General features: G+C 38.5%; 11 protein-coding genes. 6 read left to right on the top strand and 5 right to left on the bottom strand.

All coding sequences use genetic code 11. The annotated features are described in order from the left end of the window. Nucleotide 1: 1 nt before the first annotated feature. Nucleotides 2-4,366 (bottom strand): CusA/CzcA family heavy metal efflux RND transporter, encoded by a 4,365-nt coding sequence (locus IC610_RS10465; protein WP_191736798.1) that lies wholly within the window; start codon nucleotides 4,364-4,366, stop codon nucleotides 2-4. Between the two features lie 136 nt (nucleotides 4,367-4,502). After that, on the bottom strand, nucleotides 4,503-4,862 hold the full coding sequence (locus IC610_RS10460) for a DUF6660 family protein (RefSeq protein ID WP_228462905.1): 360 nt from the start codon (nucleotides 4,860-4,862) through the stop codon (nucleotides 4,503-4,505). Between the two features lie 332 nt (nucleotides 4,863-5,194). On the opposite strand from IC610_RS10460, the gene IC610_RS10455 reads away from it, so the two are divergent. Further along, on the top strand, nucleotides 5,195-7,660 hold the full coding sequence (locus IC610_RS10455; RefSeq protein WP_191736797.1) for a glycoside hydrolase family 95 protein: 2,466 nt from the start codon (nucleotides 5,195-5,197) through the stop codon (nucleotides 7,658-7,660). Nucleotides 7,661-7,742: 82 nt separating this feature from the next. Here the strand turns inward: IC610_RS10455 and IC610_RS10450 are convergent, their stop codons facing one another. Further along, complete coding sequence (locus tag IC610_RS10450; protein WP_191736796.1) at nucleotides 7,743-8,822, bottom strand: Gfo/Idh/MocA family protein; 1,080 nt, start codon at nucleotides 8,820-8,822, stop codon at nucleotides 7,743-7,745. 162 nt (nucleotides 8,823-8,984) lie between these two features. Between IC610_RS10450 and IC610_RS10445 the strand changes: the two genes are divergently transcribed. Beyond that, complete coding sequence (locus IC610_RS10445; RefSeq protein ID WP_191736795.1) at nucleotides 8,985-9,950, top strand: helix-turn-helix domain-containing protein; 966 nt, start codon at nucleotides 8,985-8,987, stop codon at nucleotides 9,948-9,950. Between the two features lie 89 nt (nucleotides 9,951-10,039). On the opposite strand, the gene IC610_RS10440 is transcribed toward IC610_RS10445, so the two are convergent. After that, complete coding sequence (locus IC610_RS10440) at nucleotides 10,040-10,423, bottom strand: nuclear transport factor 2 family protein (RefSeq protein ID WP_191736794.1); 384 nt, start codon at nucleotides 10,421-10,423, stop codon at nucleotides 10,040-10,042. A gap of 222 nt (nucleotides 10,424-10,645) precedes the next feature. Between IC610_RS10440 and IC610_RS10435 the strand changes: the two genes are divergently transcribed. Together IC610_RS10435 and IC610_RS10430 are read left to right on the top strand one after the other, a co-directional pair. Then, complete coding sequence (locus IC610_RS10435; RefSeq protein ID WP_191736793.1) at nucleotides 10,646-11,680, top strand: SDR family NAD(P)-dependent oxidoreductase; 1,035 nt, start codon at nucleotides 10,646-10,648, stop codon at nucleotides 11,678-11,680. Nucleotides 11,681-11,778: 98 nt separating this feature from the next. Then, nucleotides 11,779-12,594: an AraC family transcriptional regulator gene (locus IC610_RS10430; protein ID WP_191736792.1), complete on the top strand. Its 816-nt coding sequence runs from the start codon at nucleotides 11,779-11,781 to the stop codon at nucleotides 12,592-12,594. 24 nt (nucleotides 12,595-12,618) lie between these two features. Here the strand turns inward: IC610_RS10430 and IC610_RS10425 are convergent, their stop codons facing one another. After that, nucleotides 12,619-13,407 carry an SDR family oxidoreductase gene (locus IC610_RS10425; protein WP_191736791.1) on the bottom strand — a complete coding sequence of 263 codons (789 nt, stop codon included), beginning with the start codon at nucleotides 13,405-13,407 and terminating at the stop codon, nucleotides 12,619-12,621. Nucleotides 13,408-13,580: 173 nt separating this feature from the next. On the opposite strand from IC610_RS10425, the gene IC610_RS10420 reads away from it, so the two are divergent. Beyond that, complete coding sequence (locus IC610_RS10420; protein ID WP_191736790.1) at nucleotides 13,581-14,411, top strand: AraC family transcriptional regulator; 831 nt, start codon at nucleotides 13,581-13,583, stop codon at nucleotides 14,409-14,411. 85 nt (nucleotides 14,412-14,496) lie between these two features. Continuing rightward, nucleotides 14,497-15,063: an ester cyclase gene (locus IC610_RS10415; RefSeq protein ID WP_228462904.1), complete on the top strand. Its 567-nt coding sequence runs from the start codon at nucleotides 14,497-14,499 to the stop codon at nucleotides 15,061-15,063. Nucleotides 15,064-15,081 lie beyond the last annotated feature (18 nt).

Here is a 15,081-nt window from a genome sequence, read left to right as displayed (position 1 = left end):
TTTATTGATTGATTAAAGAATTGATGGTAATGACAGACTGATTGACCTGCTGAATAGATTCCAGATATTTCAGCTGAATATTGGTTGCGGTCTGAAGGGCGAAAAGATATTCGACATAGGAAATCTCTCCGGTTCTATATCCGAGTTGTCCTGCTTTCACAATTTTTTCAGCGTTGGGTAAAGCCTGATTCATGTAATATTCGTACTGCTGAACGTCCTGCTGATATTGACTTAAAGCATTTTCCAATTGAGCAGTCAGTTGTTTTTGCTGGAGCTTTGCATTGGATTCTGCGATCTGTTTCTGATAATCCAAAGACTGGATTCTGGCCTTGGTAGCTCCAAACGTGAGAGGAATCGAAACACCAATGTTGGCAACATTAAAACGGTCTCCGGCATTATAGTATTTTTCCTGGCCGTTCACAGTATGAAAACCAATCAACGACTGATTCACATATCCTAAAGTAAACTCCGGTAAACCTTGTGATCTCTCTACGTTTTTATTTTTCTCGGCAATTTCCATTTCCTGATAAAAAGCCTTCACCGTCGGATGGTTGGCAATCGTGATGCTGTCGAGAACGTATTCCGCTTTCAGTGGCTGATAATTTTTACCGACTGGAATCTCGAATTCATCATCATAATTAAGTACCGTTTTCAGATTTTTATAGGCATTTTTTAGATAAATTTTATTCTGATTTAATAAAAGACTGATTTCTCCCTTCTGCGTTTCGGCAGTACTGATCTCAATCTTTTTGATGTCACCGGCATTAAATCTCACCGTTGCAATCCGTATAAAATCCTGATACAGACTGTCGAGTTTCATCAGTTTTGTCTGGTTGTACTGTAAATATTCAATCTGATAAAAGTAAGTCCTTACCTGTTTCGCCACTTCATTGGCAGTGATGTCTCTCTTAATTTGTTTGGCTTTAATTTCTTCAATAATTAAATCTTTTCTTGCCTTAAATAAAGTCGGAAAAGGAATACTCTGGGAAATGGAGAATGACTGGTCAAACTTCGGACTGTTGTACTGCCCAAGCTGCGCATTGAAATTCATTTTCGGAAGTTCGTTGGCTGTAGCTTTCAAAGCCTCAGAAACTTTAATATCTAGATTTTTGGACTGGATAGAATAATTTTTATTCAAAGCCATTTCTGTAGCCTTATCCAATGAAAGCGTTTTCGTGGTTTGAGCGCTATATATATTTCCAACCAATAAAAATCCTAACACGACAATCGTTGTCAAAGGTTTCATTTTAAAATGATTCTTTCTGAATTTTGTATTAAAAATAATGTATAACATTGGTAAAACAAATAACGTCAGGAAGGTTGCTGTGATCAATCCGCCAATCACGACGGTTGCCAAAGGTTTCTGCACTTCTGCTCCGGCTCCTGTTGAAATGGCCATTGGTAAAAACCCTAATGAAGCCACGGCTGCGGTCATCAGAACAGGACGGAGTCTTGTTTTAGTTCCTTCAAAAACACGTTTCAGAATATCGGTTTCGCCATCTTTCTCCAGTTGGTTGAAAGTTCCAATCAGTACTATTCCGTTCAAAACTGCAACGCCGAATAAGGCAATAAACCCAATTCCGGCACTGATGCTGAACGGCATATCTCTTATCAGCAAAGCGAAAATTCCACCAATCGCACTCATTGGAATGGCCGTAAAAATCAGTGCAGCCTGTTTGAACGATTTAAATGTAAAATAAAGCAGCATAAAAATCAGAAGCAACGAAACCGGAACAGCAATCATCAACCTTTTGCTTGCTGCCTGAAGATTCTCGAACTGTCCGCCATAGGTAAAGTAATATCCCGAAGGCAACTTGATTTGTTTATCTAATTTTACCTGAATATCATTCACCACACTTTCAACATCACGATCTTTCACATTAAATCCGATTACAATTCTGCGCTTCCCTTCTTCACGGCTTATCTGTGACGGACCAAGTTTGTAGCTGATATTTGCGACCTGAGAAAGAGGAATCTGGTTTCCTGTGCTGGTGGAAATCATCAGGTTGTTGACATCATCAATATTGGTTCTGTGAAGGCTGTCTAAACGAACGACCAGATCAAAACGTCTTTCATTCTCAAAGACCTGACCTGCAGATTTCCCTGCGAAAGCAGTGCTTAAAGTATTATTTACGTCTTCAATGTTCAGTCCGTAATTGGCCATTCTTGTCCGGTCATATTCCACATTGATTTGCGGAAGTCCGCTGATCCGCTCAATTTGCGGCGCAGTCGTACCATCAACAGTTTGAATCACTTTATTTACTTTTTCAGCATAAATGGCAAGAGAATCCAAATTTTCGCCAAAAATCTTCACGGCTACATCTTGCCGGATTCCTGTCATCAGTTCATTAAAACGCATCTGTATCGGTTGGTTTTTCTCAAAGAAAACACCGGGAATCAGTTCCAGTTTTTCTGAAATTTCATCCGCCAGTTCATCATAAGATTTTTTGGTTTTCCAATCGCTTTGTGGTTTAAGAACGATAATTAAATCAGTAGCTTCCGGAGGCATCGGGTCGGTAGGAACTTCGGCTGAACCTGTTTTGCCGACGACCATTTTTACTTCATCAAACTGTTTGATAATTCTTGAAGCCTGCATTGATGTTTCCACACTCTGAGTCAGCGAACTTCCCTGTGGTAAAATACAGTGAAATGCAAAATCGCCTTCCTGTAACTGCGGAATAAACTCGCCGCCCATTCTTGAAAATAGCACGATACAAATTGCAAATAAAATAACTGTGGCAGAAACAATAATGTATTTTACCTGTAAGGCTTTTCTTAATAACGGCTGATAAATACTTTGCACCTTATTCATCATTTTATCCGAAAAGGTTTCTTTCGCCGAAACAGTTTTAGATAAAAATAACGCGCTCATCATAGGAATGTAAGTCAGTGATAAAATCAAAGCTCCCAAAATCGCAAAACCAACTGTTTTTGCCATTGGCGTGAACATTTTCCCTTCGACACCGACTAAGGTTAAGATTGGAATATAAACAATGAGAATGATTATTTCTCCAAAAGCCGCACTGTTTCTGATTTTCGATGCAGATAGAAAAACTTCTTCATCCATCTCAGACTGCGTCAGTCTCTGAGTGGATTTTCTTAATCCCAAATGATGAAGTGTAGCTTCCACGATGATTACCGCACCATCCACGATCAGTCCAAAATCTATGGCTCCCAAACTCATTAAATTGGCACTTACGCCAAAGACGTTCATCATTCCCAAAGCAAAAAGCAAAGCCAGAGGAATTGCAGAAGCAACAATTAACCCAGCTCTGAAATTTCCAAGAAAAATCACGAGAACGAAAATGACAATTAAAGCACCTTCGATAAGGTTTTTCTCAACCGTGTTGATGGCCCGTCCAACAAGATCAGTCCGGTCAAGAAAAGGTTCGATGACCACATCATTAGGCAGAGACTTTTGAATAGTGGGAATTTTATCTTTTATTAAATTCACTACCTCATTGCTGTTAGCACCTTTCAGCATCATAACAATCCCTCCAACTGCATCTACCTGACCATTGTAAGTCATCGCACCATAACGGATAGCGCTTCCAAGACGAACATCGGCGACATCTTTTATAAAGATAGGGACGCTGCCTGTTTTAGTATCTATGGCAATATTTTTAATATCATCCAGAGAAGTCACAACACCGATTCCACGGATGAAATAGGCATTGGGTTTCTTATCGATGTAGGCACCACCCGTATTCTGATTGTTCTTTTCCAAAGCTGTGAAAAGGTCTGTTACACTGATTCCCATTGCCCTCAGGCGATTGGGGTCGACGGCTACTTCATACTGTTTCAGTTCGCCTCCAAAACTGTTGACTTCGGCAACGCCGGGCGTTCCGTTCAGCTGTCTTCTGACAATCCAGTCCTGCATTGTGCGCAGTTCTTTGGATGAATATTTCTTTTCGCTTCCTTTTTTCGGATGGAGGATATATTGATAGACTTCTCCCAAACCTGTACTGACCGGTGAAAGTTCCGGGGTGCCAACTCCTTTCGGGATTTCTTCGGACGCTTCTTTTAATTTTTCAGAAATCAGCTGACGTGCAAAATAAACGTCCACCTTTTCTTTAAAAACAACAGTAATTACAGATAATCCAAATCTTGAGATGCTTCTTGTCTCTTCAATATCTGGAATATTGGCAATGCTTTGTTCAATGGGGAAAGTGACCAACTGTTCAACTTCCTGTCCGGCCAAAGTGGGACAAACGGTAATGATCTGAACCTGATTGTTGGTAATATCAGGAACAGCATCTATCGGTAACCTGGTGGCGCTCCAGACGCCCCAAATAATCAGGAACAAGGTCATCACGCCAATGACGATCTTGTTCCTGATACTAAATTTTATAATATTATCTAACACAGAATTTTATTTAATTTTTTATAGAAATTGCTAATGAATAATGACTAGAACAAGTCCGAATCATCGATCAGAATACAGCAACATAATGTTCGAGACAGTGCATCAACTGCAAAGTCTTCAAAAAATCGATACAAAATTAAATTTTGGGAGGTTGCCAGATATGGTCGTAAACCTGAAAGGCAATATTATTCTTGTGAAAAAGAATCTTTTGGCTAAAATAGAATGAAACCTGCGACGGAACCTGTAATAAAGGCTCAATCTTAAATGCTGTGACGGTAATCTGACAGCAGCTGCAGAAACAGAATGGAGAACATGAATCATCCGTCTCATCTGAGTGAGAACGCTCTGCGCTCATTGATGTTTGTGACTGATCACCTGCAAAAGACTGTGCACTAACATCACTGCAAGGCATCACTGATAATGCAAAGAAGTAAATGGTTAATATGAGTCTTAAATGTTTCACTTCACAAATGTATAAAAAATAGTTTGCATACATTCTACGTCTTCTAATTCAAATTAAATAACTTACTGCTATGATCTTCTTTGCCGCAGAACTACAAAATTTGCGTAATCGATTACTTTTAAGGAAATACTTAGGGTTTTTGGTCACTATAATGAATTTAAAAAAAGGTCAAATCATTAAAAACAATCAATATTAAAATCGCATAAAACAAATATAACAACCTGATAATCAATATATAAATTAATTAAAATTATAAGCTTATCATATAATTAAGGATATGTGCTGATATCGTCTAAAATCATTAGTTTTAAAATCATATCCTGTTACTTCAAAAAGCGACAGACTGAAACTTTAATCTATAAAAAATGGTCAGAAGTAAAATAGCATATTTTATCGTCGGAACAGTGCTGACAATATCCGTTCAGGCACAGCAAAATTTAAAATTAAATTATAACAAGCCGGCAGAAAACTGGAACGAGGCTTTGCCCATCGGAAACGGAAGATTGGGCGCAATGGTTTTTGGCGGCGCTGTGCAGGAACATCTGCAGTTGAATGAAGAGACCATTTGGGCAGGCGAGCCGGGAAATAATGTTCCTAAAAATACCTTTGACAGCATTCAGAAAGTAAGAAAACTGATCAACGAAGGGCAGTTCGAAAAAGCCCAGGATCTGACCAACAATACTTACCCAAGAACTGCTCCGAAAGATTTAAATTACGGAATGCCCTATCAAACAATGGGCGATTTGTTTTTGGATTTTAAGGGACACGAAAATTTTAAAAATTACAACCGGACTTTAGATATTGAAAAAGCCATCAGCACGGTCTCCTACGACGTTAAAGGCGTGACTTTCAAACGTGAAATCTTCTCGTCATTTGCAGATAATGTCATTATGATTAAATTAACTTCCAGCAAAAAAGGAAGTCTGAATTTCAATATCAATGCTTCTACTTCACATCTTACAAAATCAATTTTCACAGAGAAAAACCAATTGGTGATTAATGGAACAAGTGGCTCTGTAGACAATAAAACAGGAAAAGTTAATTTTAAAACCGTAGCCCTTCCTGTTGTAAAAGGGGGGAAATTAAGTTCCACAAGTGAGCAACTCACTATTTCAGCTGCAGACGAAGTGGTGATCTATGTTTCCATTGCTACTAATTTTAAAAAGTATAATGACCTGAGCGGAAATCCTGATGCGAGGGTTTCAGAGTATTTAAAATCAGCATTAAGTAAAAAATACGATGCTGAACTCAAGGCTCACATTGATAAATATCAAAAATATTTCAGACGGGTAAGTCTAGATCTGGGAACAAGTGAACAGGCTAAAAAGACAACCGACGTCCGAATCAAAGAGTTTGGAAATTCTAATGACCCGGATTTGGTGGCTTTGTATTTTCAGTTTGGAAGATATCTTTTGATCTCGTCTTCACGACCCGGAACACAGCCTGCCAACCTTCAGGGAATCTGGAATTATCAGTTGAATCCGGCCTGGGACAGCAAATATACTGTGAACATCAACACGGAAATGAACTACTGGCCTGCGGAAAATACCAACCTTTCCGAAATGCACGAGCCTTTGTTCGATATGATTCAGGATTTATCCATTACCGGACAGGAATCTGCCAGGGACATGTATCACGCAAGAGGCTGGAATATGCACCACAACACGGATCTTTGGAGAATCACAGGCGTTGTGGACGGCGGTTTCTACGGAATGTGGCCGATGGGTGGCGCGTGGCTGATCCAACACGTCTGGAATCATTATCTCTACACCGGTGACAAAGAATTTCTGAAGAAAAACTACGAAGCTTTGAAAGGCTGTGCTTTATTCTATTTGGACGTTCTTCAACAAGACCCGTCGAAAAAATATCTCGTGGTATCGCCATCAATGTCTCCCGAAAACAAGTACTTTAAAAATGTAAGTATTACCGCGGGAACTACGATGGACAATCAGTTGGTGTTTGATGTGTTTAATAATTTCATCAATGCTTCTAAAGCCTTAAATCAGGACAAAGGTCTTTCGGATGAGATAAAATCGGCGTTAAGCAAACTTCCACCAATGCAGATTGGACAGCACGCCCAGTTGCAGGAATGGCTTACCGATATGGACAGAACTGATGATAAACACAGACATATTTCTCACCTGTACGGACTTTTTCCTTCAGGTCAGATTTCGCCCTTCAGAAATGCGGAGTTGGCTGAAGCAGCAAAAAATTCGATGGGCTACCGTGGCGACAAATCTACAGGTTGGTCGATGGGCTGGAAAGTGAACTGGTGGGCAAGATTACTGGATGGGAACCGTGCTTTTAAATTGATCTCAGACCAGTTGACGCCTGCGCCGATGGAAACCAAAGGACAATCCGGAGGAACTTATCCTAATCTTCTGGATGCGCATCCGCCGTTTCAAATCGATGGAAATTTTGGCTGTACATCAGGGATTGCTGAAATGTTGTTGCAAAGTTATGACGGCTATATTTATCTGTTGCCTGCACTTCCCGATGCTTTACCAGACGGTTCTGTAAAAGGGTTGAAAGCCAGAGGTGGTTTTGAGATCGATATGGACTGGAAAAATTCGAAGCTGACCAAACTGACCATAAAATCTACCTTAGGTGGGAATGCACGGATCAGACTGGCAAAAGATATTCAGTTAAAATCAAAAACGGATTTTAGTCCTGCAAAAGGTGACAACCAAAACGAATTTTATCAGGTTAATGCTATTAAAACACCTTTAAAATCTGATAAGGCTGAAATAAAAGGGTTCGCTGTTAAAGAAACTCAACTTTTTGACTTTGCTACACAGAAAGGAAAAACTTATGTTTTTGACATGAAATAATTTTGTTCTAAATCGATAAAAAACTCCTGATAAAAATAATTATCAGGAGTTTTTTAATATCATAAATGTAAAAAAAATAAAATTATCTTTTAGCAGATGTGTCAATAGAGTCCAATAATCTATAGAGCTCTGCACCATCTTCAAATGTTGGTGCAGTTCTCCTATTGTTTCTAATGTCTGCTGCTAGCAATTTATACATTCTCGCTACATTGCCGCTCACAGCATCTGATGGCAGATCATCATATAATTCTGCAGCAGGAGTGAGAGTTACAAGTTCATTTTCGCTACCTGTAGCACCTTTAATCGTCAACTCAGTCAATTGCCCGTGTCCTATCGCTCCCGTAATTTGCAGATCGCCATTTGTACCGTTAATTTCCCAAAGCAAATTAGTTCCTCTTGACATTCCACCTCTGTAATGAACAGAAATGGCAACGTCATTTTCTAAAGTTCCAATGATCATAATCTGATCTTCCGCAGTTTTTTCCTTAACATCACCTGAATCTGTAACGGTCACTTTTTTAAAATGATTAACAAGATGGGAAGAAAATTCCCTAAAGCCTCCCAATACTTTTATAACACCTGCCAACGTATGTGCTAAAGGGATCGTCAACATTGTGGCACCATTGCTTTTATCATTAAGATAATAATTTTCTGCAATCGTTTCATTACGCCAATTGCCGCCAGAGCCGATTAAAGTCGTTGAAAGAACATCACCAACGTATCCATCATTGATAAGTTGTTTTAAATGTCGAACCTCAGGAGAAACTGTCATCTGTAAACCGGTTACCGCAACAACTCCCTTGCGCTCTGCCAATTCTGCCAATTGAGTAGATTCGTCAAGACCATTTCCCAATGGGTGCTCACAGTATACGTGTTTTCCCGCTTCGAGAGCTGCTTTAACCAATGCAAAGTGGTAAGGAACTTTTACGGTGACTACAACAAGGTCTATATGCTCGGATAGGATCAATGCCTCTGCATTTTCGAACGCATAAGGAATTCCAAATGCTTCTGCTGATCTTTTGGCACTTTCATAGGTCGTGTTAGCGACACCTGTCACTTCAAAGTCTTCTTTTAAATATGCTAAGGCAGGCAGATGAGCGTTAGCTGCCCAATGTCCTTCCGGATTAAGGCCGATAAAGCCTATTCGTATTTTTTCTTTCATCGCTTAATTTTAAGTATCTAATCTAAGGTCACCCTTTGTGACCAATTATTTCAGTATCAATTAAATCAGTTTTACCTCTAGAATTTATTTTGATTCTGTATCACAAAATTATGTATACTTTTGTGGATAAAATAGTCATTTATAATATTAAAAAAGTCTTAAATGAAAATTTTAGCAAGTAAGCAAGATGCTGGGACCGATGTGAAATCTAAAGAACTTACAACAAACGTTGACGGGCGTTTTCTGTACATTCCTAAAACCAAAGGTGGAGGATTTATCAAAGGATTTACTTGGGAACATAACCAGTTGCGAGTGATGTTGAGAAATTATCATCTGCACGAAGAAATGGTCATGGACGGGAACAATCAATTTGTTGAAGGAACGGATGACATTATTTTTATTTTAAATGGTATATTCCCCGAACTTAATAATAGCGAAAAAAAACTGCTATCCGAACGATCGAGCGTCACAATCTGTAAACAATCTCTAACTTCGATTCTGGAAATACCTTCCAATACGTCCTACCGCAGTATTGTGATGGCAGTATCCAGGCAATATCTGCAGCAGTTATTCGGAAATATCAGCCATCCATTGGTCAAAGACATTCTCAGCGCCAAAGATAATTTTGCATATGAAACAGCTGTCAATGCCGAAATGATAAAAACTGCCAGTGAAATGATGCATCCTTCTGTCCCTGAGAGTATAGAAATCTATTACTGTAAATTAAAATGGCAGGAACTTCTTTGTAATATTTTCAGTCTGCTTGTACAGAGAGATGCTATTCGTTCCAAGAAGTTGAATATTAATGATATAAAATCTATTTACTCGCTCAAATTCCAATTGCAAAATAATCTGAATGAACCTCCCAATATTGGTTTGCTCTCTAAAAAGATCGGAATGAGCGAGCCCAAAATGAGAAAATTGTTCAAGCAGACTTTTGGCCAAGGTGTTTTTGATTTTTTCCAGTACAACCGGATGCAGGAAGCCGCACGCTTACTAAGAGATGAAAGACTGACTGTTTCTGAAGTCGGTTATCAACTCGGATTTTCCAATCTGAGTCACTTTTCAAGGGTTTTTAAACAATATATTGGGATGAAACCGAAAAAATATTCTGTGAGTTTTGATTGATTAAGGAGCAATTTCATTAGTATACAATTTAAAAATATTCTTACAAAAAAATCCTGATATCAATATCAGGATTTTTTTGTAAGAATATTCTAGAACATTGAATTATCATTCGCAGAAATATCCGGAATTACCTGCAAAACATCCCAATGTTCCACTATTTTGCCTTGATCATCAAGACGGAAAATATCCATGCCTGCATACTCGTGATCTCCTGGCCAGATCTGATGGCAGTGTAGCACGACAAGATCATCTTCGGCAATGACCTTTTGGAAAATGACACTCTTCCCCGGATATTCTGTAGCCATCCTTTTGAAATAGTCGATGAATGCTTGCTTACCATCACCAACGTGTGGATTGTGCTGTATGTAAGTTTCCCCGGCATAGGCAGCGATTGCCTCTTCAGGTTTACACTGGTTAAACATCAGGTCATAGAAGGCCACCACGTTTTTCTTATTATTATTTTCGTTGTCCATAGAAGCTTCTTTATCTGTATATAAAGTTAAGAAAAACATATTGCAACTTCAATTATATCGATTCCAAAATGGAGAAATTTGGTATCAACTTCCGATCTACAACGTTCACCATGCGTTCATCATCAAAATAATAGCGACTTATAAACAAAGCAAAACACGACTTATAAACAAAGTGAATCTTTCCAGATGACTCTAAATTTGTACTAACAAAAAAAGATTTATATGTCAAACAGCAATTATCAGGGTGCATTACAGCAACCAATCAACTCAGGGTTTAATGGATCTTCAACTTCAATGGAAGTTATCAAAGGAATTGATCTTACCGGGAAAATCGCTATCGTCACTGGTGGTTACGCAGGGATAGGACTAGAAACCGTTAAAGCATTGACATCTGCCGGAGCAACAGTAATAGTTCCTGCAAGAGATGTAGAAAAAGCTAAGAAAAATTTAGAAGGCATTTCCAATGTCGAGTTGGAAACAATGGATCTGATGGATCCTGTCTCAATAGATTCATTTGCAGAAAAATTTATGTCATCTGAAAGACCATTGCATCTTCTGATCAACAACGCCGGCATTATGTGGGTACCTTTGCAAAGGGACAGTCGTGGTTATGAATCCCAACTATCGACAAATCATCTCGGCCATTTCCAATTGACTTCCCGACTATGGAAAGCTTTGGTTAAAGCAGAGGGCGCAAGAGTGATCAATGTTTCTTCCTGGGGACACCATTATTCAAAGTTCAATTTTGAAGATCCAAACTTCGAAAAACGTGAATATGAAAGCTTGCTGGGCTATGGTCAGTCCAAAACTGCCAATATCTTATTCTCAGTAGAATTAGATAACAGAGGTAAAGATTATGGTGTAAGAGCTTATTCATTACATCCCGGAGCCATTGTAGAAACTGACCTAAAAAGACATCTTACAGACGAACAACTTTCCGGTTTAGGTGTTTATGATGAAAACGGTGATGTGATAAGAGATGCGTTGAAAGGATTAAAAACAATTTCTCAAGGTGCTTCTACAACCGTATGGGTGTCCACCAGCCCGGATTTGAATGAAATAGGCGGTGTGTACTGCGAAAATAATAATATCGCTGATGTTGACCACACTATAGATGAGAGCCCAGAAAATTTTGCAGACAGAATGACGGATATTAAAAAATTATCAGGTGTTCTGGATTATGCCCTGGATGAAGCATCGGCAAAGGATCTGTGGTTATTAAGCGAAGATTTGACCGGCGTAAAATTCATAATCTAATAGATTCTAAAAACGTAAATCAAAAGTTGAAACTAAATCGTATCAGGGCAAAAAAATGCTCTGATATGTTTTTTGTAAATTTGATAAATCTAATGTTTATGGCAGAAAAAAAACAAAACAACTATGCTGAGATCGTTCTTGCCTGCATAGAGGAAAAATATTTCAAGGATGAAATTGTTCTTGAGCACCATTCTTTTGTAAAGATCATCTCAGGTGAGATGAAGATCATTCTTGCAGACAAAACACATACGTTTGGAGCCGGAGATATGCTGCTATTTCCCAGAAACCAATTATGTACGCTGATCAAATATCCAAAGGACGGCAGAAACTACAAATCTGTGGTTATGACTCTGACCACCGAGAGGCTGAAGACTTTTTTTACTAAAAATCCCATCAGAACATCAGAACAGCATCAGCAGAAGATCCTCACCTTTGAAAAACATCCTTTGTTGGATAGTTTTTTTTCCTCAATAATACCATATTTCGAATTGGAAAGTGAACTGCCTGAAAAAATAACTGTCTTAAAAATAGAAGAAATACTGACCATCCTTCGCAGCATCGATCAAAATATAGACGGTATTCTGTCTGATTTCTCTGAACCTGGGAAGATCAGTATTGCAGATTTTATGGAGAAGAATTTTATGTTCAATATGGCGATTGAAAAATTTGCTTATCTCACCGGAAGAAGCCTGACGACCTTTAAAAAGGATTTTAAGATCACTTTTAAAACCACACCACAAAAATGGCTGACGCAAAAACGTTTGGAGCTGGCATATTATGAGCTGAGCGAGAAAAAAAGAAAGCCTGTAGATGTATACTATGAAACAGGATTCGAAAATCTGTCGCATTTTTCGTACGCTTTCAAAAAACATTTTGGTTACGCACCTACAAAGCTTTCCGAACAAAGACTCTAAACCGTGGACGACCTATCCATTAATTTAATAAACATTCGCCAATCCACCATCCAATGGGATACTCGTCCCTGTAATATAAGCTGCATAATCTGATGCTAAAAATGCAACCAGATGACCATATTCTTCAGGCTTGCCCAAACGCTTCATCGGGATTTTGTTTTCTCTTGCCTTTTTAATTTCTTCAATTGATTTTCCACTTTGGTCAGATTCAACTTTAATGATTTTCTGAATTCTTTCCGTATCAAAATAACCGGTAAGAACGTTATTAATTGTTATATTGTACTGCGCCACTTCATTAGACAAAGATTTCGACCAGGCTGCAACCGCAGAACGGATAGAATTTGAAAGTACCAAATTGTTGATAGGCTCTTTAACTGATAATGAGGAAACGTTGATGATACGTCCGTTTTTCTGCTCAGTCATATGTGGCAACGCCAAAGTAGTCGTCTCACAAACCGTTTTAAAGAGCAGGTCAAAAGCTGTCTGGAAATCTTCCACATTTTTTTCCCGAGCCATTCCTGGTTCCGGACCATTCGTATTGTTGACCAGAATATCTACAGAATTATTTTTAAAATAATCTGAAATAATTGTTTTAAAACTTACAAAATCAGAGAAATCAGCAACGAGGTATTGGTGTTTTTGATTTTCATTAATGACAGGAAGTTCAGCAACGGAATTTTTAAGTTTCTCTTCATTTCTAGCCATTAAAGTGACATTGGCGCCACATTTTGCCAGTTCAGTTGCGATTCCGGCTCCTATCCCCTGAGTTGCTGCACCAATGAGCGCATTTTTATTTTTGAGGTCAATATTCATAAATGATTATTTTTAAATTTTTACTGATTTAATCGAACGGTATTAAGACATAAAGTTACCAAAAGATAATTTTAAAAAGACCAATCTCACCCAATAATTTATATATAGCTACAGTTCAAAATAATGATTGGTTTAAACCAATTTTCACTATTTTTATTGTTTAATTTGACGGAATGAATGACATTTTTAAAATGTTCAAAATTGATTTAGCTGAATCTCAAAGAATCAGTCAATTGGACAACGAACCGCACAACCACGATTTTGAAGAACTCTTAATTGGAAAGTCCGGTCAGTTGGAACATTTTATTGATTTCAAGTCTCAGGTGATGGAAGCCCCGTTCGTCAGCTTCATTGCGCAGGGAAAAGTTCATCGCGTGAGACCTCTGGCAAAAGATGGTAAATGCGACATCTGGGCTATCCGTTTTAAAAGTGAATTCATTGCAGACACTGTTTTTCAGCTCTACTCCACTTATCACGACAAGGCGAACATTTGTCTAAAAACGGATGAATGTTTTGACCGTCTGAATACCATCTGTGAGATCATCTTCCAGGAGTACAATCAACTCAATCCCGATTTGTCCGTGATCCGTCAATTGCTTAGCAGCTTGTTCACCATTATAGAATCGGAACGCAAAAAGCTCAACCTGAATAATGATGAATCCAAAAAGATCCAGAGCAATACTTTTAAGAATTTTCTGAAGCTTCTGGATGAGCATTTCATGGAAGCCAAAGATGTCAATTTCTATGCAGAAAAGCTATTTATGAGCACGAGAAACTTGAATCTCATCTGTCAGGATATTTTGCACCAGAGCGTTTCAGAAATTATTGAAACCAGAAAACTGACCGAAGCCAAAAATTTGTTAATTACGACTGACAAAACGATCGCGGAGATCGGTTATGAGCTTGGCTTTAACGAGAAGACCTATTTTACCCACGCTTTCAAAAAGAAATCAGGCTTCACGCCTTCGGAATACCGAAAAGAAATGGTAAAAATCATTTCCTAAAATCACAACTATTCTGCCGATTTGTGTTATCTCTTCATCTTGTTTGTTTCGGAAATTTGTACCATAATTTTTAAACAAACAAAAAATGAAAACATCATTCTTAACAAAAGGACTAATCGCTGCAGCATTCGTAACAATGTTCTCAGCCAACGCACAAACTAAAAGATCTGCTGAATCTGATAAAGCTTTAAAACAAATTAAAGAATTGGCTGCTTCCAACGAAATTATTGCTAAAAACTTAGCCACTTTTGACACTTTGGATTACACCGTATTCAGCAACAGAGACTGGACAAGACTTCACGAAAGCCACGCAAAAGATATCCTGGTACATTTCCCAGACGGGCACACTGAAAAAGGAATAGAGCAACACATCAAAACACTGGATGCAATGTTCGTGTATGCACCAGACACAAGAATCAAAGAGCACCCGTTGAAATTAGGAAGCGGAAATATGACTGCCGTGATGGGATATATGGAAGGAACTTTCACCAAACCGATGCCGCTTGGAGACGGAACATTCATCCAGCCAACAGGAAAAAAATTCAAACTCCCGATGGCAACGATTGGTATCTGGAACACAGACGGAACAATGAGCGAAGAGTATCTGTTCTGGGACAACAAGTCTTATATGGATCAAATTATGAGCAAATAACAAATCTGGATACAGGTT

Origin of the sequence: Chryseobacterium caseinilyticum (genome assembly GCF_014837145.1) — a bacterium.
Taxonomy (GTDB): domain Bacteria; phylum Bacteroidota; class Bacteroidia; order Flavobacteriales; family Weeksellaceae; genus Chryseobacterium; species Chryseobacterium caseinilyticum.
This window is presented reverse-complemented; position numbering and strand designations above follow the sequence as displayed.

Excerpts from the sequence above, each read along its gene's own strand:
- IC610_RS10460 (WP_228462905.1), bottom strand. The coding sequence starts at position 4,862 with ATGTATGCAAACTATTTTTTATACATTTGTGAAGTGAAACATTTAAGA.
- IC610_RS10455 (WP_191736797.1), top strand. The coding sequence starts at position 5,195 with ATGGTCAGAAGTAAAATAGCATATTTTATCGTCGGAACAGTGCTGACA.
- IC610_RS10450 (WP_191736796.1), bottom strand. The coding sequence starts at position 8,822 with ATGAAAGAAAAAATACGAATAGGCTTTATCGGCCTTAATCCGGAAGGA.
- IC610_RS10445 (WP_191736795.1), top strand. The coding sequence starts at position 8,985 with ATGAAAATTTTAGCAAGTAAGCAAGATGCTGGGACCGATGTGAAATCT.
- IC610_RS10440 (WP_191736794.1), bottom strand. The coding sequence starts at position 10,423 with ATGGACAACGAAAATAATAATAAGAAAAACGTGGTGGCCTTCTATGAC.
- IC610_RS10435 (WP_191736793.1), top strand. The coding sequence starts at position 10,646 with ATGTCAAACAGCAATTATCAGGGTGCATTACAGCAACCAATCAACTCA.
- IC610_RS10430 (WP_191736792.1), top strand. The coding sequence starts at position 11,779 with ATGGCAGAAAAAAAACAAAACAACTATGCTGAGATCGTTCTTGCCTGC.
- IC610_RS10425 (WP_191736791.1), bottom strand. The coding sequence starts at position 13,407 with ATGAATATTGACCTCAAAAATAAAAATGCGCTCATTGGTGCAGCAACT.
- IC610_RS10420 (WP_191736790.1), top strand. The coding sequence starts at position 13,581 with ATGAATGACATTTTTAAAATGTTCAAAATTGATTTAGCTGAATCTCAA.
- IC610_RS10415 (WP_228462904.1), top strand. The coding sequence starts at position 14,497 with ATGAAAACATCATTCTTAACAAAAGGACTAATCGCTGCAGCATTCGTA.